Source organism: Peribacillus sp. TH27 (genome assembly GCF_016650915.1).
Classification (GTDB): domain Bacteria; phylum Bacillota; class Bacilli; order Bacillales; family DSM-1321; genus Peribacillus; species Peribacillus butanolivorans.
Map to the genome: position 1 here is coordinate 3936453 of NZ_JAEKEV010000002.1, position 26104 is coordinate 3962556.

A 26104-nucleotide genomic window follows, 5' to 3' on the forward strand; every position below is an offset into this window, starting at 1 on the left:
CAATAGGGCAGCAAGCTCTTACTAGTTCACTATACTGGAGTAAAGATTAAAAATTCGATTGTTTTATTTGAGAGAACGACTCTGTTTAAAAGTCGTTCTTTTTTTATTTTTCAGGTGTCACTATCTTGCACGGTTAGTGGAGTGAGGCTTCTACCTTTCGCCTCGAATTTTCCATTTCCTCGATCATTAATCTGTTTAGATAAACGTTTTCATTTCAAAAATAAATTAAACCCCTATCATTTCAGTCTTTCTCTTAATATAGATTAACTGGTCGTAAAAGGGATTTTAATAAGAATATAGAAGTACTAACTAAAAGGATTATCATTCATTTACTAGGAGACGTCATACTTAAAATTGGGAAAAATTTCAAGTGTGATGCATTTAGTAATAAATCAAATAAAGGAAGTTCAGCAGGTGTCATCTTAGAATAAGATGGACTAACAGATGAAGAGAAAGGTGAGAGGTTAAATGAATCAGCATATATTAAAGAACCGTTCATTTCTCTTCATATGGATCGGTAATGTGATCTCTGAATTAGGCGCTGCCTTTGGAACCTTTTGTAATTCAATTCTTATCTATCAACTTACAGGTTCCACTATGGCTTTGGGAAGTATGTGGATATTATATTTTGTACCATCCCTGCTTTTGCAATTATTTATTGGCCCTTTTATTGATAGATGGAGCCGTAAGTGGACGATGATACTTTCACAGTGGAGTAGAGGTGTAATTTTTCTTATCCCACTTATTTCATTATTAACGGGGAATCTTGAAGCATGGCACATTTTCACAGTCCAAATCATAGTAGGTTTAATTACGCCCTTATATTCACCCGCTAATCAATCAATTTTGCCTACAATTGTTCCTGAGAACCAGCTAAGCGCTGCAAATGCTTATTTAGATGGAACGATTCGATTAATGACGTTCTTGGCACCAATTGCAGGGGGAGTCGTTGTAGAGTACTTAGGTGTTAAAACCACATTACCGCTTGTTTGCTTATTGCTTATTACAAGTGGCTTTATACTGCTGTTCATCCAAGAATCAAGAGTCTCATTATCTATACGCAAATCATGGTTAAACCAATTCATTGAGGGTCTATCCTATTTTTTTAGACAACCCCTCATAGTTTGGTTAGGAGTCTTTTTGGCGTTTGTTCAATTTGGAGTGGGAGTTACGATGGTTATCACTCTTCCCTATATCACTGGTGAGTTATCTGGTAGTTATGCAGAGTACGGATATTTTATGGCTAGTTTCCCTTTAGGGTATGTAATTGGTTCCATGCTTGTAAGTAAAATAAAACATAAGAGTCGCAGGGTTTTGATGTTAGGAGCATTAATTATCGGAGGTCTAACATATATCTCCTTAGGTATTAGCAATAGTATAGTTGTTGCATTCTTGACTGAAATTCTTGCTGGAATAGCTATGGCTATTTTTAGTATTCATAATAAAACTATTTTTCAACAAAGCGTACCTAATCATCTAATGGGGAAAATATCCTCGGTTCGATTATTTATTATTAGAAGTACGATGCTATTAGGGGTAATAACAGGTACATTTTTGAGTGATATCTGGGGGATACGTCCATTGTACTTTTTAATAGGAAGCATTATCTGCACTGTATCTTTATTAGGAATATTACTTCCTTTCTTTAAGTTCATTGATAACTCGAATAAAGGGGAACGTTCTGTTTCTTAAATTAGAGGGGAAATGTTAAATAAACATAAAAACCCAAGCTAAGACATTACCATTTAGATGAAATCTTGTGTAAAGCCACTCTACTTAAGGAAAAAAGAAAGGCTACTTACACTTTTTCAGTCTTAGCAAGGGGAATTTGATAAAATGTTGCTGTTGAATTAGTCTCCCATGCTCATCCCTTTTAATGTCACAGCAGTTATGAACACAGTCACACATATGATTGAGGTAGATACTACAATGGCGATTGGTAAACTCATAAAAATCCCTCCTTTAAAGTATTGTTACGTTGCTAAGATTAACCTTAGCTCCAATTAAAAAGTTGTAAGTAAGTTTATCCATTGACGCACCCTCAAAGTCGATTTTCTTTAAATCAGACGTTCGAAATTGAACATTCTTGAGTGTTGCGTCGCGAAATGATGCTTTCTTCAATGTTGAGCCCTCAAAAATGGTTTGGTTAAATGTTTCCCCATCAAAGATAAGACCAGCTAAATTACAGCCTTTAAAGTGGGTTTTATTATAGCTACTATTTTTAAAAATGACTCCCTTTAAGTTTGAACTTTTAAATAGGGTACTCGTTAAATTGACGTTTTCAAAGATACAATTATTTAAGTTACTGCTTTTAAATGTGCTGTTCGTCAGGTCAGAATGGCTGAAATCAGAACGGGTTAAATCGCAGGAATTAAATTTTCCATCATGCACCGAAACCGAGCGGAAGTCGGAATCCAATAAGCGTTGCCTGGAATAGTCCATGTTTATCGCCTGCTCAAGCTCACTGTATTGGAGATTAAATGCTTCTAGGAGCTCTGACACTTCTCCAATTGAATCCACCGTTAATCTATAAGCCTCCTGCTCACTAGAACCTTTTTGTTTATAGTCATTATATTTCTCTATTAAGTTTTGCAGCAGTTCTTCTTCCAGTTCCTTTGCTGTTTTGGCATTTTGATACGGAGCAAAAATGCTGTGAACATGTGCATTTAGTTTTTCAATCACATTTTATCTTCCTTTCTACAAGAGGCGTTCAAGTATTTGCTTGGCCTGCTCCCAGTTATTTTTGTTTTGCGTATATGTGTCTTCTCCGATTGCGGTGATTTTATAATATTTTCTTCTGCCGCCTTGTGTAGCATCTCCCCAATAGGAGATGATGCATTCGTCTTTTTCAAGACGTTTTAAGCTGGAATACATTGTTGCTTCCTTTATTTCGTACTGCTCATTTGAACTCACATATATCAATTTACTAATTTCATAACCATATTTATCGCCACTTTGCAGGAGTTTTAAAATCATCGTATCAACATGTCCGCGTAGTAGGTCAGAGGATAGTTTTCGTTGAACCAAATCCTCACCTCCTTTGGTATAACTTATAACATATTACTATGACAGTCAAGGTAATATTACTCTTTAGGTGTGGCCTTTTTTCTTAATTGTCCTTTATGCAATCATACTTGGAAGGAATTTATTAGTATTTGTAGAAGTAGTGTTAAGAGATATCTGGGAGTGGTGAATGTTGAATAATTCTTGGAATAAAGTGATATATAAGATTTGGTCTCCAATTTATGACAAAGTTTTCAATTCAAATCTTTTTTTTAATGCCAGAAGAAGAGTATTTGATGAGATATCGTTTAATAGCAGAGATAAAGTTCTGTTTGTGGGCGTAGGAACGGGTGCTGACATAGAGTTAATCAAGCACTTTGACTTAGAGATAACAGCAATAGACCTTTCAAAGGATATGCTTAAAAAAGCAATGGAGAGATATAGAAATACCTCTATCACATTTTTAGAGATGGATGCACAAAATATGGAATTCAACAATGAATCGTTTGATTATATAGTTGGAAGTTTGGTCCTTTCAGTAGTGCCTGATGCAAATAAATGTTTTCAAGAAATGATTAGGGTTTTAAAACAAGATGGGAAAATAATTATATTCGATAAGTTTATCTCTAAAAATAAACAGCTATCTTTACCAAAGAAGCTTCTTAGACCTTTTATTAGGGTTTTAGGTACAGATATTGGCTTGCGGTTTGAAGACTTGTATCATAGACATGATAAAAATCTAAAAATCGTAGAAGATCAATCGATTATGATGAATGGAATGTATAGAAAGATAATAATTTGCAAATGAAGATGACGTGCCTTTCTAAGGAGTAGGAAACAATGATTAAGGGTCTTTATGAAGCAAGAACTTCAGGTGAATAAATTTTTTGAAATTCAGTACAATTAGTTGGAAGGATTTAATTGGAAAGAGGGGATATTTTGTCTGAAACGATTTATAACTATGAAGATTTATTAGAAATGCTGGACTCGTTATTGCGTGAACCAACTAAATTCTGGAATGATTTTTATGAAGATCGTGAAAAGGAGATTCCCTTTTTTTGAAAACCTACCAGACGAGAATTTAGTTAATTATTTTGACAGAGAGTTACTTGGTTCAGGGGAGGTTCTTGAACTTGGATGTGGTCCTGGAAGGAATGCCATTTATTTTGCTCAAAAGGGCTGCTCAGTTGATGCTGTTGACGTTTCAAAAGAAGCTCTTGAATGGGGAAAAGAGTGGGCAACAGAAAAGAAAGTGAACATAAATTTTATTCAAAAAAACATTTTTGACTTAGATATTGAAGAAGGAAAATATGACACCGTCTATGATTCAGGTTGCTTTCATCATATTGCTCCACATAGAAGAATGAATTATATAGAAATGGTGAAAAAGGCGTTAAAGCCTAAGGGTTTCTATGCGATTACTTGTTTTGTTCAAGGAGGAATATTAGGTGGTGCAGATATTTCAGATTGGGAAGTATATAGATTAGGAAGTCTTAGAGGCGGGTTAGGTTTTACTGAGGAAAAACTAAGAACGATTTTTAAGGATTTTGAAGAGATAGAAATACGTAAAATGAAGGAATTTAAGCGGTCTAATGAAGTCTTTGGGGTCTCTGGTTTATGGACTGCTTTATTTAGGAAAAAGTAATTTTTGTGAACTTGACCCTGCAATTCGAGGAAGCATAGGGCGATGGCATTCAGATAATAATGAAGATCTCTGATGAGATTTTGTAGATAGTGTGGATGAACTTTATGATGAAAATAGTAAATTGAACTTTAAGGATCTGAGTGTAGATCCTTTTTTCTTTGTGAAAAATTCAATTTTGATAGAGGTTCCTTAAGATACCTTGAATATATTGGATTGCGAAAAAATTGTCGGTAAAAAACATAAATGTTAAACTATAATAACAATGAGGTTGTGGATATTGTTGGGAATATAGTGAGGACCTACTTCTATTGAAGTATACGAGGTAAATAGAAGCGAGTACTAGACTGCTATTTTTATAAAAAATTAAATAGGTGGAGAAATTTATGCATAGAAACCAAAAATTACATTCATTTCTATTAGACAAAGCAAGCACAATTGACAGAGGAATGGTACGAAACATTAAATAAAAATGATGTGATAGGCGTTTATAGCTCAGCTAATCCCGAAGTAATTAAAAAACTAAAGCTACAAAATAACGATTTTCACTTACATTTTTTTCAGGTGTTTATAGAAGAGGAATCAGAATTCTTTAGGCATTTTGATGAGTGGATTGAAGAAATCGCACAGGATGGGCAGCATTTAGAAACACCCATCTATTTTATATTAAGAGAATTTTTTCGAACGCAGGAGCAATATCTAGATTTTATTGAGCAATTTGTATCATTAAATGAAGGTCAATACTCGCAAAAGGAAATAAATTCATGGTATCGAATTGTTATCAAAGTGTTCAGTGAAGTTCTAGAGAGGTTTACTGAAGCTAACAATAGATATTCTAATGAAATAATGAAAGCTCAACAGGATACGATTAATGAATTAGGCTCTCCTGTCATATCACTAAACGATAACACCGCGTTACTTCCCCTTATTGGCGATATTGACACAATGAGAGGGATGTTCTTGCTTGAAAACACGTTACAAATATGTGCAGAAAAAAATGTTACTAGGCTTTTTATAGACTTATCAGGTGTTCATGCAATCGACAGTGTATCTGCTCAACAACTGTCAAAATTGATTGAATCCTTACATCTAATTGGGGTTGATACAACTCTTTCGGGACTTCGTCCAGACATAGCTATTACTGCTGTGCAACTTCAACTGCCTTTTGATAAAGTAACGATAAAATCCACTTTGGCCCAAGCGATTAATACAAATGAATAAACTATCTACGGGCTGGGACACAAGGCCATAAAGCTAAAAATGGTTTAACTGGGGGAATTCTTACTTAAATGGTAAGGAAGTATTAAAGAGATTTGGTTTTCAAGTAGAAGAGAAAAATAGATTGAGGACGGTGGACCATTGGATAAACAAGTAACATATGATAATGAAGCAGAAATGGGCTATATTTACTTGGTTGAACCATACAAATACAAAATTTCATATACTGAAGAGCTCCCACAAAATAATGACATAATGTTAGATTTTTGTAACGACGTTCCGATCATCGGAATTGAATTAGCGGGAGCTACTGCGATAAAAATTAAACATCTTGTTGATACAGTACATATATTCAAAAAGGCAACTACTGCTGATAATGAGATTTTTTACTCTTTCAGATTGCATGATAAATCAGTAAAACAATCAGTTACTCATCCAGATACTGCGAAAATAGTGTTTCACTTTTCGGATGCTGACTGTTTAGATTTTATAGGGATTGATATTTATGACACAGATTCATACGATGAGACATTCTTAATTGGCGGATAAGCCCAATCTTTTTTAGGTCATCTCGTACAGCGAAAGCCGGAACCAATGAAAGGGTAGCCTGCTCCTTGGTTAGGGACCTAGGTTATTCAATATTTGCAAACACGGCTAGATCTTCTTTATTACCAACCACTAAAAGCATATCTTTTTCAAGGATATTCTGATCAGGTGATGGAGCTATGATAATTTCTCCATTACTCACGATGGCAATAACACTGATATTATATTTCGCACGTAAATCAAGCTCTCTGAGACTTTTTCCTGTCATGCTTATGGGTATAATGATTTCCTCGATATTGTATTCTTTTGAGAGTTCTATATAGTTCAGCATGTTGGGTGATAGGAGTTGATTAGCGACCCGTTCACCCATATCTCTTTCAGGGTAGATAACCCAGTCAGCACCAACTTTAGCGAGCACTTGACCGTGATGTTTATTTAGAGCTTTTGCTATTACCTTTTTCACTCCTAGTTCCTTTAAAAGCAATGTAGTTAAAATGCTTGACTGCATATCATTTCCGATGGCTACGATGACACAATCAAAATTACGGATTCCAATGGATTTTAGTGCCTCTTCTTCGGTAGTATCAGCCATAACTGCATGAGTTACACTTAATTCTGCATTCTCGACTCTTTCCTCGCTTACATCAATACCCAAGACTTCTTGTCCGGCTGTATATAATCTATGAGCTACACTCGTTCCGAATCTTCCTAAACCGATAACGGCATATTGTCGTTTTCCCATCTTTAACACTCCCTCATTAATGATTAACCAATCATGATTTTGCCTTTTGGACGGCGGAATGGATCTGGTTTACGTCTCATTGCGATAGCAAAAGCAAAAGTCAAAGGTCCAACCCGGCCCGCAAACATTGTGAAAATAATGAGCATCCGACCAATGGGGGATAATTCAGGGGTTAATCCCATTGAGAGACCCACGGTAGCAAATGCTGAAGTGGCTTCAAATAAAACCGTCAAGAAATCACTTCCGGTTTCTGTAATAGTCAGCAGAATGGTGATGGTTGAAACGATAAATACCCCGATGGAGGTAACGGATAATGCTTTAAATATCGTTTCATTCACAATGCGGTACCGAAACAATACCACATCTTCTTTTCCTTTAATCTGTGACCAAACCGTTCCAATCAGCGTCGCTAATGTGGTGGTTTTAATCCCACCGCCAGTCGATCCCGGTGAAGCCCCAACAAACATCAAGAAAATGATCAGCAGCAATGTGGGTTGTGTTAAATCAGGGATATTCAATGTATTAGAACCTGCTGTTCTCGGAGTAACGGATTGAAACAAAGAAGCCAACGTTTTCCCCATGAAAGATAAAGGCTGCAATGTTTTGGCATTTCCAAATTCAAATATAAAGATTAAGATGGCCCCGCCAATTGTAAGGATTAAGCTAGCCATCAGTACAACCTTCGTATGTACAGACAAACGATGGGTATCACGGTATTCGTAAATTTCATTCATCACGATAAATCCTATACCGCCTAATGTGATCAGGGAAGCGACTGTAAGGGTTACGAAAGGATCTGATGCATAAGTAGTCAAGCTCCTAAACCCTCCCATTAAGTCAAAGCCCGCATTATTGAAATTGGAAATCGAATGAAAAAGGCCGTAATAGATTGCTCTGCCTATTGGCATGTCAAAAGAAAAGCGAATCGATAGTATAACGGCACCTGAAATTTCAATAATGGCAGTGTAAATTAAAATCCTTTTTACTAACTTAACTACACCTGCCATAGATAAATTATTTAAAGACTCCTGCAAGACTAACCGGCCTTTTAAAGAAATTCTTTTGCCTAATAAGAAAAAGAAAAGCGTCGCAAATGACATAAACCCCAAGCCGCCTATTTGAATGAGTGATAAAATGACCAACTCTCCAAATGTTGTAAAAGTGGTTCCCGTATCTACTACGACAAGCCCTGTTACACATGTAGCAGAGGTTGAGGTAAATAAAGCATTTAGAAAAGAAAGACCATTCCCATTTTCAGTGGAAATCGGCAGGGTTAATAAATAGGCTCCAACAAGTATCAGGAAGGCAAAGCCAAGTACAAGAATTTTTGGTGGATCTAACAAATCTTTTGCTTTTATCAAATTGATCATCCTTACCCTGTTAATGAATTAGCAACCTACTAACAAACGTAATATATCCACAGATAACTAACCATTATCGAGTGATAGGGTTAGTATTTCGCTCGTACTGCATTCCATTCGTCATCCATCTAGATAAACAATCAATAGACCAAGTTCCTTTTGCTATACATGCGTCCATTCTGCACAAGCCCTTTTATTTGTGAAAAAAGGTATTCATTATCCTTAATCAAGCTTAGGTAATGCTCTTTGGAAAATCCTTTTTTAAAGCATAATAAAAAGACCTACATAACATCTGGCTGCTATTTTGTTACAGAAAAGCAAACAAAAAAGCCCCTGAAATAGGCGGTCTTATGACCTCCTTCGCTTTAGCCGACGAAGTTAGCTGACGGGTAGGATGGCGAAAGAGCTGATCTCATCCTTTCTGCAAGGCAGAATTAACCCCAAATGATTGGTTCCTCCGTACTCAATTTACTTGAGTTTAGGCCGAAATGCATTAAATTGATAAACGTATTCTACTCCCATCATTTACTAGTTGTAAACCCCTAAATTGTAAAAAAAATTTGCTAGAACAAAACAGAAAATTTACGTTTTTTTTACATATTAAAAACTTATTGACAAAAATTAGTTGGGACATTATGATAGGTTCGATAAATTTGAAAAATAACATCCAGTAATTTTATGTTTCTAATAAATAAATATATGGTATTTCCTTTTGGAATTAGATACAGAAAATCTCAAAGTTTATTGAATTCGTATTTTGAAATTTTAATACATTATATAAAAAAGGCGGGCAAGTATGGAGAAGACGTTTAATAGATATGTTGTTAACGCTACAGGTAAAGGTGGACAGACGTATTTAACTCAATGCCAGGATAAAGATGCACTAAGGAAATGGATAGCCGATCATGAGGATCAAATAATAATGAATGAGTTAAGGATAACAGATAAGAAAAAGAATCCATTGATAAATTTTTTTTCAAAGGTAATATCATCTGAATTCATAGGTCCTTATTAACTGGATCATGAAAATAATTGAACATTAAAAGTTAGTAGAGGGTCAAGCATATTGAATAATAATTCACTCATTATGTCCTTTTTCAGTATTTCAACTATTTAAATTCCTGCGTTAATCAGGCAATCTGAAGCTTAACATCCATATTACGTTATATTTTCAAACTCATTTATATTGAATGAGTTTTTTTGTGTATATTAAATATTGCGATGGAAATATTCAAAAAAGCTTAAAAGATTTGGATGTAATAGAGAATGTGATATCGAAAATGGCTCTAAAGGAAATGAGTAAAAAATCATGGAAGATTACCTTGATCCATAAGATATAAGGCATAACTTTTTCCTCATCAGTTTTCGATATTATGAGGAAGTTAGAGTATATGTCATATGGTAGTGTATATTCTCACAAGCCATTTACAAATTTTAAAGAAGAGAAGTAATAAAAAGGATTTATAGATTCATTGGCTTATGTAAATATGCAACGTGGGAAACATTATCCACTAGTGACTAACGGGGAAAGAATTTACAAAGATAAAAGCATTTTCGATTACTCTGCTAATAAACAAGAAGTTAAAGGTAGTGTGTCATTGGCAAATTATGCATTAGCGAACAATGAGTCGTAAGAAAATTGGAAATCAGATCCAGTCGAGGCGGGGGAAACCTCGCCCTGGATTATTCTCTAAGACATGTGGTAATCACTAGGGCGACAATACTTTTACTTAATATACATTTTTTAGATAGTTTGTCGCTTGGAAGTTATTGACTTTTTGCTCGTTTACTCCAATAATAGTCTTAAATACATCTTTATCCAATGACCTAAATGGTAATAAACTTAGGACTCTATGAAATTTTTTAGGAAACATGTGAAGTCCCTATGTAAACATCTGATTTACCTTTTTTTCTGTTTTATTTTGGCAAGTCATTCACTTCGTATGCAACCCGTATTCCAGATTCAATCGCCCCTTGCATCCAAGCGTGAGTAAGAGTAGTATGTTCACCGGCAAAGTGCACTCTTCCTTCAGGTATAGGGATATAGGGATACAACTCGGTTTCCTGACCCGGTTCAAAAGCAGCGAAACCTCCAGAAGAATACTCATTATCGACCCAACTAAAGGAAGTTCCTGATACAAACTCAGAATAGACTTGGTCTCCATAAATTTCAGCTAAGTTCTTTAAAGCATATTGAATGCGCTCTTCGTTTGATAGACCGTTCCATATTAAAGCCTCATCCGCCCATGTATAGCTTGCCAAAACCACAGCAGGACCTTTTGTACCAATCCCCTGACTTGGGTAATAAGTGAATCGAATCGGAAGGTCAGTTATGGATTTACCACCATATTGATGGTGCCTTTCCCAAAACCTGCTTTTAAACTGGATTCCGATTTTTGTTGCGCTCATATAGTTCAGTTCACGAATTGCTCTCCGTTTATAATAGGAAAAAGAATGGTATGGTTCAACTTTCACAAATTGTAACACTGAAAAGGGAATAGTTATGATGGCAAGATCACCAGTTATGGTGGAATCCTCTAGGGTGTGCGGGTGGGTGGAATGGATGGTTACACGGTTGTTATGTTGGACAATTTTCGTCATCCTTTGATAGAACATAATGACATCTTTTAATTGTGGAAGAAATGCCCTTGGAAGCAGATCCATACCACCGGTTATCTCATAGTAACGATTTGCTCCAAAGGACGCCGCTTCTCGCAAAACTTCAACAAATGACATCCCCATATATGCTTCGTAGTCAAGGAGTAAACCGATCATATCGACCGCGCCATCTGAAAAAGTCGTTCCATATTGATAATGGTAAGTGTTTAAGAAAGTTCCTAGTGAGTAGTTTTTAAATTCTTTTTCTACGAGATTCCAATTTCTCTTTGGATCTTGTTTAATAAAATCGAGAATGGGCTGTGTAGCTAAATTCATCAGCATCTCTGCGCTTTTATCTTTTTCATTCGGGGCAACGGGAAAGTTGAGAATACCAGGAGACCGTTCAAAAATGTTAAGACGTGTTTTGATACCATTGAGATAAAGAATATCCATTGGAGTTCGGTTAATAAACTGGTTTACGGTTAGTCCGAATTTTTTAATATACTCTAATGTCAAAAAATGACCTTCAGGAATACGCATTGGACCTAGGTTTAAATAAAGCCCATTGCTAAAGGGAGAGTGTATTGTATAGGCGCGTCCGCCCACCCTGTTATTTGCTTCAAGGATGGTGACGCTGTGCCCTGCATTCTTCAAAAGAGAAGATGCAACCAGTCCTGCTAGTCCTGCGCCCACAATAGTAATATTCTTGGGAACTTGCGACTTTTTAAGACCATTTTTAATAATGCTAATCATTTGTTGAGTCGTTAACTGATTATTAGACATCTCTTCGCCCCTAGTGAAAAAGATTTATTACATTGTATTCACTAGCAGAGATGCATATGTATTCAAGAGTTAATCAGATGATAGATAAAAAACTTGGTATTATCTTAAATATAAAACAAGAAACAGAATCAATTAGTACATTGGTAATTTACTAAATTTGTTATGTCAGCTGCCTTTTCATTTTCTTTTACTTTAAGGTAATGGAGAACGATATCTTCCAGGGTCAAGCATTTCGGATGCAAGACTCTGTACGTTTTCTACAATAATACTGGAACTCTCTTCAGTGCTTTTCAATAAGGATGTGCGGTATTGGTTTTTGCTTTATTTATTTGTATGAAAACAAAAGGGGGATTATCAAGTGAAGGGATTTGAATTTTTCAGAATGCCACAGACTATTATATATGGGAGGAAATCTTTTGAGAAAGTGGGAGCGGAAGCGGCATTATGTGGGAAGAAAGCACTCATTATAAGTGATAAGGTAATGAGCCGACTCGGTTGTGTCAATCAATGTTGTCAGTATCTTCATGACAACGGAGTAGCAAGTGCAGTTTATCTTGGAGTTGATTCAGAACCAACAGACCAATATGTGGAAGAATCATTAGAACTTTTTGAAAAGGAGTCATGTGATCTAATCATTTCCCTTGGTGGAGGAAGCTGTATTGATACTGGGAAAGCAATTGCTGTCCTGGCCACGAATGGTGGATATATTGGAGAATATATGGGCGGAAGAAAAATAGCAGACAAAGCGGCAATACCGCACATTGCTATTCCAACAACTGCTGGAACTGGTTCAGAAGCGACGGATGCTACTGTTATTACCAACACCGATGATGATGTGAAGATGATGATTAAACAGCCGAATTTTATGCCTTTAGTCGCCATTGTTGATCCGTTGCTGACAGTTTCTTCTCCACCACATATAACGGCTGCGACGGGTGTGGATGCATTAAGTCATGCGGTTGAGGCCTATTTATCAAAACGGTCTCACCCAATGACAGACACAATGGCTCTGTCCGCGATGAGATTGATTGTGGAGAATATTGAAAACGCTTACGATGATGGGGATAACATAGATGCCCGTGAAAAGATGTCATTAGGAGCCCTTCAAGCAGGGATAGCATTCTCGAATTCATCCGTTTGTTTAGTTCATGGAATGTCGAGACCAATTGGAGCTTTGTTCCATGTACCTCATGGATACTCGAATGCCATGCTATTGCCAGCGGTATTAGAATTCAGCAAGGAAGCCTGTATGGAACGGTTAGCGGATTTGGGGAGAATTTTTAAAACTGAATATAAAAACCTTTCTATAGAAAGGGCAGCTTTGGTTGCGGTAGAATCTGTTAAGGCACTTTGCCAAAAGCTGAACATTCCTAATCTCGAAGGATGGGGAATAGAAGAGGAGAAATTTAATCTCTCAGTCAGTAAAATGGCAAGAGACGCCATAGATAGCGGGAGCCCTGCTAATAACCCAAGGGTCCCAACTAAACAAGAATTAGAAGAGTTATATCATACTTGTTATCATTATAAGTTTGCTACTGAAGATAAAGTACAGGGGTGAATATGTGGAGACTTCAATTCTAAAATACCTCATAACTTAGTTAGTGCCAAGCATACTTGCTGAGATAAGTATGAATTCTTTCTTTAATCACTTAATGGTGTAAAGAGAATATTCCGAAAAGTATTTGGGAGGATTTCAGCATTTTATTTACAATATTAGTCTAAAAATGTTAATATTTAGTTAAATCAGACTAGGGTGCAATGAAGATAAGATTAACTCTTTAGAGAGCTCTGTTAGCTAAAAAGGAGTAAGAGTTTTTTATTGAAGCAAGCCTTTGACCCTCACTTTAGAACCTTATGTTTTGGGGGAAAGTATGACGGGAGCTTCCGTTATAGAGCTAAGGTATTCGCGTTTTTTATTAAATGCCGTACCTAATAAGGTTAATATGGTGACATATAAATAAACAGATGTGGAACTACGACTTTTAATCTCGTCCTCAAGATGTATGTCTTGGAGACGAGATTTTTCTATTTTTTAATAAAATTCAATACAACTATAAGGAGAAAAGATGAAATTCAAAAATCTATTATTATCTTGGAAATACCCTTCGATATTATTACTTGGAATAGGAATTTCAAACTTTGGTGCTTGGGTTTATTTTATTGCACTTAATTTAATCGTATTGGATTTGACTAACTCAGCGCTTGCCGTAGCTGGACTTTATATTGTTAAACCGATAGCTGCGTTATTCACGAATGTATGGGCTGGCAGCGTTATTGACCGAATAAATCAGCGGAATCTAATGGTGGCACTTGACCTATTTCGAGCGGTATTCATAGCTTTGCTGCCATTGACTTCTTCTATTTGGGTAATATATTCGGTTGTCTTTGTGATTAATATGGCAGGGGCTATGTTTGGAACAACATCAAGGTCTTATATAACAAAATTAATACCCATTGAACAGAGAAAACGATTTAACTCACTTAGAAGCTTAATAGATTCTGGGGCTTTCTTAATTGGTCCAGCGATAGCGGGCATCCTTTTTTTAATCGGTACACCCATTTTAGCCATCTATATTAACGCAGTAGCATTATTTTTATCAGGAATCATAACTTTATTTATGCCTAATCTTGAAAAGGATCGTTCCCTTGAGCAATCCGATAGTTACCTTTCTTGGAAAATAATAAAACAGGATTGGGCGATTGTCCTTAATTTCAGTCGACAATACTCTTATATTATGTTTATATACTTTTTATTTAGCTGCATGATGGTAATGGCAACAGCTATAGATTCACAAGAGGCAGCCTTTGCAAAAGCCGTGCTTTTTTTAACTGACACAGATTACGGATTCCTTGTAAGTATAGCCGGGGCAGGTATAATTGCAGGGGCTCTAGTAAATACAATGATTGTGAGTAAAATACAAATATCCTTTCTAATTGGCTTAGGCTCTTTATTTGTTTCGGTAGGTTATATAATCTATTCCTTTTCAAGTTCCTTTTCGATTGCCGCGTTAGGATTTTTTATCATTGCCTTTTCGCTGGCTTTTGCCAATACAGGCTACCAAACATTTTATCAAAACAATATACCAGTTGAGATTATGGGAAGAGTCGGAAGTGTATTTGGCTTGTTAGAAGCATGTTTGATTATTATTACGACAACAATTGTGGGAGTTTCAGCCCAGTTCATTTCGATTCAGTTCGTAGTCATTACCGGGTCAATAAGCATGTTTGCTCTTACAATTTTGTTATTTATACTCAGTATGAAGCCTTCTAAGAGCAGATATTATTCCGTTAAAAGTGTGGAGGCAAAAGATTTATAAGCTTTTGGTCTGCAATGGAAACCAAGAAAAAACAAAAAATCTAATTGAAGTTTATCTAATTCTTCAATTTAAAAGGTGGTGTGTAATGGCCGCTATAAAAAAGGCTTATGGATATATAACACGAATCAAAGAGGGAAAACCACAAGTATTAGTATTTCAACATCCTATTAAAGAGGCTGGGATACAGATACCAAAAGGTACAGTAGAAGCAGAAGAAGATCCTTATTATGCAGTTATTCGTGAAATTAGGGAAGAAACAGGTTTAATGAATTTTAATGTAGAGCAATTAATTATACAGGATCGATGGAAATGCGATGATGGGGCAATACATGAGCGTTATTTTTATAAAATAACCGTTCATGAGACGCGAGAAGGATGGACATATAATCCCACAGGTGGTGGGGCAGAGTCTGGTTTAACGTTCCGATTCTTTTGGGTATCTATGTTGGGCGAAGTAGAATTGGTTAGAGGACATGGTGATTATTTGCATGAAATTCTTGATCAATAAAACAAGTTGTTTATCAAGATAGAATGCCACCAATTAGGTGGCATGTTACATGTATATCTATTTATACCATTCTGATGTATTATACTTTTTTAACCATGATCTTTTCTTTGTTAATATCTAATTCACCATTGAATGTAAAGTTAAATTTCTTATACAAGTGAAGTGCAGACTTGATTATCTTCAACTACACTTAAATAGATTTCATTACAATTATATTCTTTAGTTAATCGTTGTATTAAAGCTTTTAACATAATACTTCCAAGCCCAAGACCTTGATATCTAGCATCAATTAAAAAACGATCTAACCACACTCTTCCATTTTTCCCTTCTTCGGGAAAAAATCCATACATAGCAAAACCGACCAAGCTATTGTCTGAATAAAGTCCCACTGGCTTATAATATTTACACTCCATGGCTTCTTCTAAACATTGTTCTGTCGTTTCAATAAACGATTTTTGCTTTGTGTTTATTTCCAATTTTAAAATATCATTTACATTTTCGTTCGTGACTTCATTAATAGTGATGGTCATAATATTAATCCTTCCTCATTTTCCCTCATGTTTAGCCGTTTTGTTAACATGATATACTAATAGCCTAAGGTATATGGTTACCATATAGTCAAGGGAGAGATTGTATTGGTCGATGGAAATTTAGGCAAATATTTTACTACTGGAGAATTCGCCAAACTATGTAATGTAAAAAAACAAACGCTAATTCACTATGATGAGATTGGGCTTTTTTCTCCTGATATAAAAAATGAAAAAGGCTATCGGTATTACTCCTATCAACAATTTGAAGTTTTTTCTGTCATCACACTTTTAAAAGAAGTTAAGATGCCCTTGAAAGAGATTAAATGGTTTCTTACTAACAGATCTCCTATAGAATTAATTAACCTTTTTAAAGAAAAATCCATAGAATTAGAAAAAAAAATAGATAATCTTTATCGAATACAGAAGATTATTGAAACGAAAATATCCCTCACGGAAAAGGCGATACGTATTGATTATTCTCAAATCACATTAGAATTTCAGGAGGAAGAACAACTCTTCCTTAGTGATTCCATCTTGAATTCTTCTGATGCTGATTTTTTAAGATCAACATCTAAATTTATCGATTACTGTAATAGAAATAAGTTTTATACGGGTTTCCCTATTGGGGCCATGATAAACAAAGAAAAGATAGTTCAAGGAGACCATGATAACTATTCATATTTGTACACGAAAGTTATGGACAATCATGCGAGCTCTTTTACATATGTAAAGCCCAAGGGACAATATATTGTTGCCTATCATAAAGGGAGTTATAAGAGTATTTCCGAAACATATGAAAAAATAGTAAACTTTATGCAAAGTCAAAACTTGAACCTCAAAACGTTTTCATACGAAGAGTATATGTTAGATGAAGTCTCAGTAAAGGGTTACGAAAATTACCTAACGAAAATAATGGTAGAAGTAGGATGAGGGAAGAGCCACATATACGTTATTCAGGAAGATGATTTAGTGGGGATGTACAAGCTCAAAATTAAAAGAACGGAATTTCTACATGAACATTATGAAACTTTGCGGAGGGTTATATATGAAAAAGTTAGTTTTATGTATTGTTGCTATTCTTCTTATCGTCTTTTTATATTTTGACTATATAGCTCAAAGTGACAAAAAGAACAACAGAATGGATCTTAACGTCAAACAATCCATTGAACATCAATTAAAAACCAAAGACTACGAGAGTTTTACTTATAAAATTACCAATAATACAAATGAAAATTTTAATCTGCTATTTGGCACAGGTAATGAAATTGACGTAGGATTCCACACATTAACTGATAGTCCAATTAAAGAGGGCAATATTATTACTATTGAATCTCAACCGACCGAAAAACACAAAAAAGAATTTAATAAAGGAGATACTTGGGAGTATACAATAAAGGTTAATTCGAAGTTACTTTCAAAAGGTGACTATCAATTAACTGCTCAATTTATACCAAGTAATGCGCTTACTCTTGATAAAGTTGAACAGATAATAACTTACCCTTAATGTGACCCAGACAAGTAGACAGGAGTTCAATAGACCCTAGTAATTTTGCGAATAGAGGAGGATTTTTCATGTCAGATAATAGCCATCATATGTTCTCCGCATTTTTAACTTCTGTTGTGAAGCTGCTTCCTTTTATTTAATTGGTTGTTTACTATCATACATTCATATTAGCGACTCTTAGTATACTAAGAGTATTCTATATAAACGGAAAAAGAGAGAGAATTTTATGTTCTGTCTCTTTTTCATATAGTTTGTTGACGCCTTGTACAAGATGTCCTAGGATAAAAAGATATGAGTTACTTTTGGAAGGAAATAGAAGGGAGAGAAAAATACATGTCACTAAAATCCTTTATTCTTTCCCTTTTGTTATCGCAAGCTTTGTTTTTGTGTGGGCTGTCTGTTTTTCTTCAGCTCCTTTTATATTTGAATCCTTTGGTTATCGTGGTTGTGTGGGTTTGTATCTTGGTTGTTGTCTCGATGCTGGTTCTTTTGTTTCGAGGTGAAACGGTCATGCTTCCTCGGTTTTGGTGGCAGGCAGGTATGATTGGATACAGTTTTTCATTATTGGTTTTGCTGTTCTTTCGACCGAATGGGCAGGATTATTCGTATAATTTTATCCCTTTTTCTACGATTCTTTCTTATTTGTCGAACGAAACTAACTGGCTTGTGTCTTTTTATAACCTTAGCGCCAATGTAGGATTGTTTATTCCATTTGGGCTGTACTTGATGTCCAGGGAGGGGAAAGAGTTGTCCTCTTTTCGGAAATTTCTTTATCCATTTTTCTCGATCTTGAGCATTGAAATCTGTCAGTATGTTTTTCGACGAGGAAGTTTGGATGTTGATGACCTTATATTGAATATGATTGGCTTTTACCTGGGTTACATCCTGTATCCATTGTTTACAAAAGTGGTTGCGTTCCATTCTGGAAAAATGAAAAGGATAATATGATTTTGTGAAGAAAAAGATACATATGATTAAAAAGTTGATGGAGATATTGAATTTGGGCATAACAAATAAGTTAAATGAGAGGGTGTATCCTATGTATAGCAATTTAGCAGAGTTAACAAGTCATCCAGTGTTTCATTACTTTGAGGAGATATCCAATATCCCAAGAGGGTCAGGTAATGAGAAAGAGATTAGTGACTATCTGGTTCGCTTTGCAAGAGATCGAAACCTGGAGGTAGTACAGGATAAAACATTAAATGTCATAATAAAAAAGCCCGCTACAGCTGGTTATAATAGTGCTCCCACCGTAATTATCCAGGGGCATATGGATATGGTTTGCGAAAAGAATAAGGATACTATTCATGATTTTGAGAAAGATCCTCTTCAATTAAGGATTATAGGGGACATGTTGTATGCTACGGGTACAACATTAGGGGCGGATAACGGAATTGCAGTTGCTTATGCTTTAGCTTTATTAGATTCAAATGATATTCCGCATCCTTCTCTTGAAGTAGTTATCACTACTGAAGAAGAAACGACAATGAATGGCGCTCTTGATGTTGATGCATCTCACTTTGAGGGTAAAATTTTGATTAATATTGATTCAGAAGAAGATGGGAAGCTGCTAGTTAGCAGTGCAGGAGGAATACGCGTTAGGCAAATCCTTCCTATTATATGGGAACCTGCGTCAAATACTGAAGTAACATACTGTATCAGTATTAGAGGGTTAAAAGGCGGTCACTCTGGTATATCAATCAATAAGGAAAGAGGGAATTCCAATAAACTATTGGGTAGATTGTTACAGGATTTAACAACAGAATTCCCTTGCTCTGTACAGCAAATTAGTGGAGGTCTAAAAGGAAATGCGATTCCTCGCGAAGCAGAGGCAAGTGTTCTGATTCATTTAGACGATGTTCAGAAGATTGCTGAGAAAATCCAGCAGTGGGATGAAACGTTTAAAAATGAACTACAATCTTCCGACCCAGAAGTATGGATTGGATTTGAAAAAAGCGATAGCGCCTCTACAAAAGTTTTGTCCAAAGAAACGGTGCGTAAAGCCATTACATCCTTACTGTTAATCCCACATGGTGTTCAGGGGATGAATATGGGAATAGAAGGATTGGTTGAGAGCTCGACGAATTTAGGGGTCGTAACAACAACGGATACAGAAATGAAATTCGAAAGTGAAATCAGAAGTTCGGTCAAAAGCATGAAATACAATATGGTTACTCAGGCAAAAGTGTTAGCGGAAATGCTTGGATGTGAACTATTAATAGATGCGGATTATCCGGAATGGCCATATAATCCTGAATCGAAGCTCAAGAAATTATTTGAACAAACATATAATGAAAAGTATAATAACGAGATTGAAATCATTGCTGTGCATGCAGGGATCGAGTGTGGGGTTTTCATAGATAAGATACCAGGATTAGATGCTGTTTCAATCGGGCCGGATATGTTTGCCGTACATACACCTGATGAACACCTAAGTATCCCTTCAGCAATAAATAACTGGGAGTATTTAGTTTATACTTTAAAAAGGATGAAGGACCTTTAAGCAGCTGTTTCTTTGTATGAAAGGAACAACGTAGTAGATGAATAGCCATTCTTCTATGGTGTTCGTCAGCTTAGTTCAATAGTATAAAAAAAGAAAGTACATATCTGATATGTACTTTCTTTAGCATTTGCGATTTTATCGAACAATATCGAAACTGCCAATTGGATGATTAAACTCCTTTAGGTATGGTCTGAAAAATATCCCAAAAAAGAGACTCCCCATGTAGGCAAGTCTCTCATTGTCATGAAGATCCAACTATCTTTTTACCTCTCGGCTGTGTACCATTTGGGTCTGGTTCTTTTGTGATGCCGATTTGATTGAATTGATCATTTAATATAAGCTTGTATGTCAACAATCCTGTGCCAGCTTCATCAGGCTTGAAAGTTCCTGCATTAGCCCGTTTGCCTTTATTCAGCAGCCATACTTGATAAACCTCTGACTCTTTAAGAGTAGGCAAATTCTGAATCTGTACGACTAATCTTCTTTCTTCACCTTGTTGCAAAACATATGCAACTCCGTCAGTATTCATATTTACAGCCGTCTTATCAGCAGGCTGTAAAGAAAGTGTCGTTTCAACCTCTACAGGCAGATTGATAGCTGAGAGTTCTTTTTTTAGTTGCACATTGGAATTTAACAGAACGATCACCAAAACTAGAGTGGCCAGCAAGAGCCCTGAAGTAATAGGCGTAAACTGTTTCCGGAAAAAACTGCTCCATTTCTTCACCTTTCGCACAGGAATTTCAGGATTACTCTCAAATACAAAATTCATAACTTCCGATTTTAGGGAAGAAGGGGGGGCAAATTCCTCGAAATCCCACTTCAATGAATTCCAGGCTTCCGTCATTTGATCATACTCCCTGGTGCATTCGGGGCAGTGGATTAAGTGTTCCGCGAATGCCTTTTTTTCTTTTTCTTCCAGCTCATCTGATAAAAATGAAAGCAGGTTATCGCATTCTATACTCATTTACAAATCACCTACTTCCAAATACTTTTTCAACTGCTTGAGAGACTGATGTAGTCTGCTCTTGATGGTCCCAATCGGTTCATTTTCAATTTTGGCAATTTCCGTTAGCGAATAGCCTTTCCAATATAGTAAATCTATTAGTCTTTTTTGCGGCTTGCTTAACTTATTTTTTGCTTTGGCAATTTCACTGTTTATAAGTCCATTTTCTATATCATTATTCGGATCTTCTATATCAATGGGCTTGCTCAAATCCATTTGTTTGTTATTCCGAATATGAATACTGTCTTTACGAACATAATCCACGCATACATTCCGTGTAACAGTCAAAAGCCAATTCACAAAGTTTCCCTTTTCGGGGTTATAACTGCTTTTTGTCGTCCAAAGCTTTAAAAAAACTAACTGCACAATCTCTTTTGTTTTTTCTTCATTTCCATTTGTGAATTTAAAAATAAAGCCATAGATTAATTTAATATACCGGTCATAAAGTTCTTCCAGAGCAGGACGATACTTATTCTTTACTAATGCCATTAATTCTTTATCAAGTTTTTCTTCCAATCGCACCTGCAACTCCTCACCAAGTAAATTTGGAAAACAAACAACAGGAACGATCACTTTTATTTGATCGTTCCCTATATTTTCTTATTTTGGAAAAACTGTTTCATTATTTACAATATACCAAACATCTTTCACACCTTCACCATTGACATCTCCCACTTGTTTATCCTTTACAAAATAGTAAAGCGGAAATCCTTTGTAAGTTACTTGCTCTGTCCCAGTGTCTTCTCTTTTAATTATTCCAAAATCTTTTTTGTCAAAGCCCTTTGGCACATTGAAATCCTTTGCCATGAACGGCGGCCAATTTTCTAAACATTCACCAGCACAATTGCTTTTTCCGGATTCATCCTTTTTGAAATAATACAGTGTCATTCCTTTGGAATCAGCCAGGTACCCGCTCGTAGTTCCACTCTCCAATGATTTCAGGCTATCGGCGGTATCATCAGCTGTGCTATTCACCACTTGATCCTTCTTAATAGAATCTTTAGCGTCATTTCCACATGCTCCTAAAACCAACACCATTGTAAAAGTCATTAAAATAAACATCCATTTTTTCATATAATCCCACTCCTCACTTATTTATTTCCATCCCCACTTTTGAAACACTTTATGGGATGTATCAGATTTTAGATAATTAATAAATTGTTTTGCTTCTTTTTTGTTGTTGGTCTTGCTTGTTATACTTACTGGAGTTCCTCTATAGAGCTTATCTTCTTCAGGAAGCTGAACCAGTTCTGTCACGTCTGACAGACGGTAATGCCAGGATTCATACGTAATCCAGGCGTCGTATTTAGAATTTGCCTTCCATAAATCGATTGCTTCTGCGCTAGATTTTACTGAAATAACAATATTGCTACTAATTCCAGGAATAAGCCCTTTTCTTCCTGCTAAATCCTCCCATAGTCCCAGTTGTCCAGCTCCATTAACATCTATAATCTTTACGCCTCTCTTCGTTAAATCCTCTAAAGACTGTATATTCTTGGGGTTTCCCTTTCTAACCAAAATTCCGGCTGCACGTGCATACAATTCTGTACGGGTTTTTTCATTAATGATACCCGGATGATTAAGCATAAAATCAGTCAGCATATACTCGGACCCTCCGTAAATAATGTCGGCATCCTGTTTGGCTTGATCAATCCATTTTGCTTCGGGTCCTGCAGTTACTTCAACTTTTATTCCCGTTTCGTTAGTAAACTGATCCGCCAATTCCTTGATTGGTCCAAGAGGTCCACCTGGGCCGTATGCTTTTACAACATCGTTGACAGCTAGACCCTGTTTAGAATCCGTTTCGGTTGAAAATCCTAACACGACAATCATTATTGATATCAAACCAACAACAAAAAAAATTTTCTTCACGTCTTTCTTCTCTCCTTTCAGGGAAAATTCTTTGTACTATAGGTAACGAGACAAACCTCAAAACGGTTTGAAAAAAATGTTATTTTTTTGTTTTTGCCTTTTGAAGCTGAATTGCCTAATAAGTGTTTCTATTATTTTAATAAAGTAGTCAATAACGAGCAGCTTATGCTTATACCACTGGTAGAAGGATTTTTTGTGAAAAGATGAAAGTGGTAATGTGTTAACGAAGTTGGAGAAGGTGTTTAAGCATCCTAGTACAACTAACCAAAATTTTGAGTAAGGTTTACAAAGGGATTGTGATCTTTGGAGTAGAAATATGTAGCTAACAATACTTTTTACCGGAGGCTTACTTGATGGAATTAACTATTATCAATACCTTTACAGACCAACCGTTTAGAGGGAACCCAGCTGCTGTTTGTTTGCTTAGCGAGGAAAAGGATCCGGAGTGGATGCAAAAGGTAGCTAAAGAGACTAATTTACCTGTTACTGCATTTATTATTAATCTTCATAAAAATGAATGTAATTTACGATGGTTTACTCCTTCTATTGAAATACCTATTTGCGGTCACGGAACACTAGCAAGTTCTTTCTTTTTATGGGGAAAAGGATACATACAAAAGAATAAACCGATTGTCTATCAAACGAAAAGTGGAGTTCTTAAATCAAAATTGGTAGATGGAATGGTACAGTTGGAATTTCCGTCATTAATGGAGAAGGAGGCTATTGCTCCTGACTTACTAATTAAGGCTTTAGGCGTTGATCCTACTTATGTTGGTCAAAACAAATGGGATTACCTAATTGAAGTTCAATCAGAAGAAATCGTAAGAAACTTAAATCCCGATATAGACTTAATTGCTCAGTTACCGATTCGCGGCATCATTGTAACGAGTCAATCAGATTCGAGTGAATATGATTTTGTTTCTCGTTTCTTTTCTCCTGCCCAAGGCCTTAACGAAGATTATGTAACAGGATCTGCACATTGTTGTTTAGGGCCATATTGGAAAAGTAAGCTGAACAAAAATATATTTCAAGCTTATCAAGCGTCAGAAAGAGGGGGCGTAATAAAGGTTGAAGTAGTAGAAGATATAGTTAAACTTTCTGGAAATGCAGTGACAATATTCGAAGGAAACTTAACTCTTTGATTATCTAGAATAGAGAATGAGAGCATCTCAGAATATCGCCTAATAAGTCAGGGATATCCAATAAAATAAAAAGGGTGAACGTACCTGACTAACAAGGAATGGCAAAGATTGAATATATTATAGGTGTATTTATATTTACAAGTAAATCAATATTCTTCCATTCTATAATAGAGTCGACTTGTACTGGCGAATACCGCCATTGGATTACGATGAATAATCATTAAGGAATGAGAGAATATCTCTTATATTAGAAACAGGATGGCTATACTATATGAGGGAATTTGTATGATAGACTAATGCCATTTGACTACTTATCAAATTACTAGTAAACTGATGGTGAACCAAGAGGAGAGGTGATGGTCAAACATGGATAGACGAGGGTTTACCGATGATAATAAATTGAGTTTGTTGATTTGGTTGCGAATGGTTCGTTTTTATCAAAGAAGTAACCAGCTTTCGAATGATCATTTACAACATTTTGGCGTCACTGTTGCGCAATTTGATATGTTGGCACAAGTGCTTATTCATCAACCTGTTTCACAACTGGAATTGGCGGAGCACCTTACGATCAGTCGTGGAGGCGTATCACATATGTTAACAAGGTTAGAAAAGGATAATCTGATTGTTCGGGATCAACAATGGAAAGTTAAATATATTTCATTAACTGAAAAAGGGAAAGATTTAATGGAAAAAGTAATGCCAATTCAATCAGATTTTCAAGCTTCATTATTTGATGTATTGGATGACACAGAAAAGAAGAACCTGCATGAGATGATGATAAAGGTTCATAGATATAGTTTTCAAATGGAAGTGCCTAATCCCATACAGGAGGAATCCTAAATCAGGTATGTGATTGGAGCGAAACTTGTTTTCAAAGCATTAGGAAAGTTATTGAGTAGCTAAAAAGGAAGAAATATAGTAATGGCACTTTATCAGGTTACTAGTAACTTCAAGGAGGATGAATAGAGGAATGGAAAGTAAAAATATCTTCAAACGTGATATTGCTGAAGTAAGAGATGTGAAACTTCAAAAATATAGTCCGATTCATACTGCGGGACCAGTCATTGAACCAGGAAATTGGGAGAAGAGTGATCCCTTTCTTTTAATGATGGAGGATAAATTTCAAAAAGGTTCATTTGATATTCACCCACATAGAGGGATTGAAACAGTCACATTTGTTATTGATGGAACGATTGAGCACTATGACAGTCATACCGGGGATGGTGGAATAATCGGACCGGGTGATGTCCAATGGATGACAGCCGGAAGCGGCGTTGTGCATAATGAGGTGCCTTCTGAAGGTGTTACCGCCCATTCGCTTCAACTCTGGGTCAATCTTCCCCGCGATAAAAAAATGACAACACCGCGATATCAAAATTTAATGGGAAAAGATATGCCAGTGAGAAAAGAAGAAGGAGCTATCATCCGCGTCTTTTCTGGTTCATCAAAGGATGTTATCTCTGCGACGAAAAACCATGTTTCTGTTACGATGGTGGAAATGCTTCTAGAGCCTGGAGCTTCGGTCACACAGAATTTGCCGGGTAGCTACAACGGAATGATCTATCTAATTGAAGGAAGTGGAGTATTCGGTAAAAACGAAATGAAAGCTTCAAAGGGTCAAGTGTTGTGGCTGGGTGCAGGGAAAGAATCAGAGGAAAGTGAAGTGGATATAACAGCAATTGAACCATTGCGAATTGTTTTATATGCGGGAGAACCTTTGATGGAACCAGTTGTTGCCCGTGGACCATTTGTCATGAATACAGAAGAGGAAATTGATCAAGCTTACCTAGAGTATCGGCAAGGTACATTCTTGAAGGATTAACGAATATTTA

At 36.0% G+C, this 26104-nt stretch carries 24 protein-coding genes, 2 pseudogenes and 1 riboswitch; of the genes and pseudogenes, 16 read left to right on the forward strand and 10 right to left on the reverse strand.

Annotation, left to right across the window (positions count from 1 at the left end; translation table 11 throughout):
* Positions 1-468 precede the first annotated feature (468 nt).
* A complete protein-coding gene (locus JFU24_RS20385) occupies positions 469-1692 on the forward strand; it encodes an MFS transporter (protein ID WP_201222924.1) in 1224 nt (407 codons plus the stop codon).
* Positions 1693-1962: 270 nt separating this feature from the next.
* On the opposite strand, the gene JFU24_RS20390 is transcribed toward JFU24_RS20385, so the two are convergent.
* Together JFU24_RS20390 and JFU24_RS20395 are read right to left on the reverse strand one after the other, a co-directional pair.
* Entirely contained in the window at positions 1963-2682 is a 720-nt protein-coding gene (locus JFU24_RS20390; RefSeq protein WP_201186842.1) for a pentapeptide repeat-containing protein, read from the reverse strand.
* 15 nt (positions 2683-2697) lie between these two features.
* A complete protein-coding gene (locus JFU24_RS20395; protein WP_201186841.1) occupies positions 2698-3027 on the reverse strand; it encodes a PadR family transcriptional regulator in 330 nt (109 codons plus the stop codon).
* 169 nt (positions 3028-3196) lie between these two features.
* Between JFU24_RS20395 and JFU24_RS20400 the strand changes: the two genes are divergently transcribed.
* From JFU24_RS20400 to JFU24_RS20415, 4 genes and pseudogenes are all read left to right on the forward strand, one after another.
* On the forward strand, positions 3197-3811 hold the full coding sequence (locus JFU24_RS20400) for a class I SAM-dependent methyltransferase (RefSeq protein ID WP_201186840.1): 615 nt from the start codon (positions 3197-3199) through the stop codon (positions 3809-3811).
* A 131-nt stretch (positions 3812-3942) separates the two neighbouring features.
* Positions 3943-4648, forward strand: a pseudogene (locus JFU24_RS20405) (class I SAM-dependent methyltransferase).
* Positions 4649-5083: 435 nt separating this feature from the next.
* Positions 5084-5866, forward strand: coding sequence for an STAS domain-containing protein (locus JFU24_RS20410; RefSeq protein WP_207203216.1), 783 nt, complete (start codon positions 5084-5086; stop codon positions 5864-5866).
* A 138-nt stretch (positions 5867-6004) separates the two neighbouring features.
* Positions 6005-6412, forward strand: a complete 408-nt coding sequence (locus tag JFU24_RS20415; protein WP_201186838.1) for a DUF2283 domain-containing protein — start codon at positions 6005-6007, stop codon at positions 6410-6412.
* An 82-nt stretch (positions 6413-6494) separates the two neighbouring features.
* Here JFU24_RS20415 and JFU24_RS20420 read toward each other — a convergent pair whose 3' ends face one another.
* Entirely contained in the window at positions 6495-7151 is a 657-nt protein-coding gene (locus JFU24_RS20420; protein WP_053347790.1) for a potassium channel family protein, read from the reverse strand.
* 23 nt (positions 7152-7174) lie between these two features.
* Positions 7175-8521: a TrkH family potassium uptake protein gene (locus tag JFU24_RS20425; protein WP_201186836.1), complete on the reverse strand. Its 1347-nt coding sequence runs from the start codon at positions 8519-8521 to the stop codon at positions 7175-7177.
* A 343-nt stretch (positions 8522-8864) separates the two neighbouring features.
* A riboswitch (cyclic di-AMP (ydaO/yuaA leader) is annotated at positions 8865-9007 on the reverse strand.
* A 301-nt stretch (positions 9008-9308) separates the two neighbouring features.
* On the opposite strand from JFU24_RS20425, the gene JFU24_RS20430 reads away from it, so the two are divergent.
* Positions 9309-9527, forward strand: a complete 219-nt coding sequence (locus JFU24_RS20430; protein WP_201250354.1) for a hypothetical protein — start codon at positions 9309-9311, stop codon at positions 9525-9527.
* Positions 9528-10429: 902 nt separating this feature from the next.
* Here JFU24_RS20430 and JFU24_RS20435 read toward each other — a convergent pair.
* Positions 10430-11893: a flavin monoamine oxidase family protein gene (locus JFU24_RS20435; protein WP_242485374.1), complete on the reverse strand. Its 1464-nt coding sequence runs from the start codon at positions 11891-11893 to the stop codon at positions 10430-10432.
* Positions 11894-12275: 382 nt separating this feature from the next.
* On the opposite strand from JFU24_RS20435, the gene JFU24_RS20440 reads away from it, so the two are divergent.
* The 3 genes from JFU24_RS20440 (at position 12276) to JFU24_RS20450 (ending at position 15718) form a co-directional block, all read left to right on the forward strand.
* Entirely contained in the window at positions 12276-13451 is a 1176-nt protein-coding gene (locus JFU24_RS20440) for an iron-containing alcohol dehydrogenase (RefSeq protein ID WP_201250947.1), read from the forward strand.
* Positions 13452-13959: 508 nt separating this feature from the next.
* Complete coding sequence (locus tag JFU24_RS20445; RefSeq protein WP_201250355.1) at positions 13960-15210, forward strand: MFS transporter; 1251 nt, start codon at positions 13960-13962, stop codon at positions 15208-15210.
* 85 nt (positions 15211-15295) lie between these two features.
* Positions 15296-15718, forward strand: a complete 423-nt coding sequence (locus JFU24_RS20450; RefSeq protein WP_201222935.1) for an NUDIX hydrolase — start codon at positions 15296-15298, stop codon at positions 15716-15718.
* A gap of 79 nt (positions 15719-15797) precedes the next feature.
* On the opposite strand, the pseudogene JFU24_RS20455 reads toward JFU24_RS20450, so the two are convergent.
* Positions 15798-16248 (reverse strand): annotated as a pseudogene (locus tag JFU24_RS20455) (GNAT family N-acetyltransferase).
* A 105-nt stretch (positions 16249-16353) separates the two neighbouring features.
* Here JFU24_RS20455 and JFU24_RS20460 point away from each other — a divergent pair.
* From JFU24_RS20460 to JFU24_RS20475, 4 genes are all read left to right on the forward strand, one after another.
* Positions 16354-17178, forward strand: a complete 825-nt coding sequence (locus JFU24_RS20460) for a MerR family transcriptional regulator (protein WP_053347784.1) — start codon at positions 16354-16356, stop codon at positions 17176-17178.
* 115 nt (positions 17179-17293) lie between these two features.
* Positions 17294-17752, forward strand: a complete 459-nt coding sequence (locus JFU24_RS20465) for a hypothetical protein (protein ID WP_201250356.1) — start codon at positions 17294-17296, stop codon at positions 17750-17752.
* A 291-nt stretch (positions 17753-18043) separates the two neighbouring features.
* Positions 18044-18700, forward strand: a complete 657-nt coding sequence (locus JFU24_RS20470) for a VanZ family protein (RefSeq protein WP_201250357.1) — start codon at positions 18044-18046, stop codon at positions 18698-18700.
* A 91-nt stretch (positions 18701-18791) separates the two neighbouring features.
* Positions 18792-20255, forward strand: a complete 1464-nt coding sequence (locus tag JFU24_RS20475) for an aminoacyl-histidine dipeptidase (RefSeq protein WP_201250358.1) — start codon at positions 18792-18794, stop codon at positions 20253-20255.
* A 241-nt stretch (positions 20256-20496) separates the two neighbouring features.
* Here the strand turns inward: JFU24_RS20475 and JFU24_RS20480 are convergent, their stop codons facing one another.
* From JFU24_RS20480 to JFU24_RS20495, 4 genes are all read right to left on the reverse strand, one after another.
* Complete coding sequence (locus tag JFU24_RS20480) at positions 20497-21219, reverse strand: anti-sigma factor (protein ID WP_201250359.1); 723 nt, start codon at positions 21217-21219, stop codon at positions 20497-20499.
* Complete coding sequence (locus JFU24_RS20485; protein WP_190270797.1) at positions 21220-21774, reverse strand: RNA polymerase sigma factor; 555 nt, start codon at positions 21772-21774, stop codon at positions 21220-21222.
* An 84-nt stretch (positions 21775-21858) separates the two neighbouring features.
* Entirely contained in the window at positions 21859-22332 is a 474-nt protein-coding gene (locus JFU24_RS20490) for a COG4315 family predicted lipoprotein (RefSeq protein WP_201250360.1), read from the reverse strand.
* Positions 22333-22353: 21 nt separating this feature from the next.
* Positions 22354-23130, reverse strand: a complete 777-nt coding sequence (locus JFU24_RS20495; RefSeq protein ID WP_201250361.1) for an extracellular solute-binding protein — start codon at positions 23128-23130, stop codon at positions 22354-22356.
* 353 nt (positions 23131-23483) lie between these two features.
* Between JFU24_RS20495 and JFU24_RS20500 the strand changes: the two genes are divergently transcribed.
* The 3 genes from JFU24_RS20500 to JFU24_RS20510 all read left to right on the forward strand — a co-directional run bounded on the left by JFU24_RS20500 (position 23484) and on the right by JFU24_RS20510 (position 26094).
* On the forward strand, positions 23484-24272 hold the full coding sequence (locus tag JFU24_RS20500; protein WP_201250362.1) for a PhzF family phenazine biosynthesis protein: 789 nt from the start codon (positions 23484-23486) through the stop codon (positions 24270-24272).
* A 366-nt stretch (positions 24273-24638) separates the two neighbouring features.
* A complete protein-coding gene (locus JFU24_RS20505; RefSeq protein WP_201250363.1) occupies positions 24639-25112 on the forward strand; it encodes a MarR family winged helix-turn-helix transcriptional regulator in 474 nt (157 codons plus the stop codon).
* 130 nt (positions 25113-25242) lie between these two features.
* Positions 25243-26094 (forward strand): pirin family protein, encoded by an 852-nt coding sequence (locus JFU24_RS20510; protein WP_201186800.1) that lies wholly within the window; start codon positions 25243-25245, stop codon positions 26092-26094.
* Positions 26095-26104 lie beyond the last annotated feature (10 nt).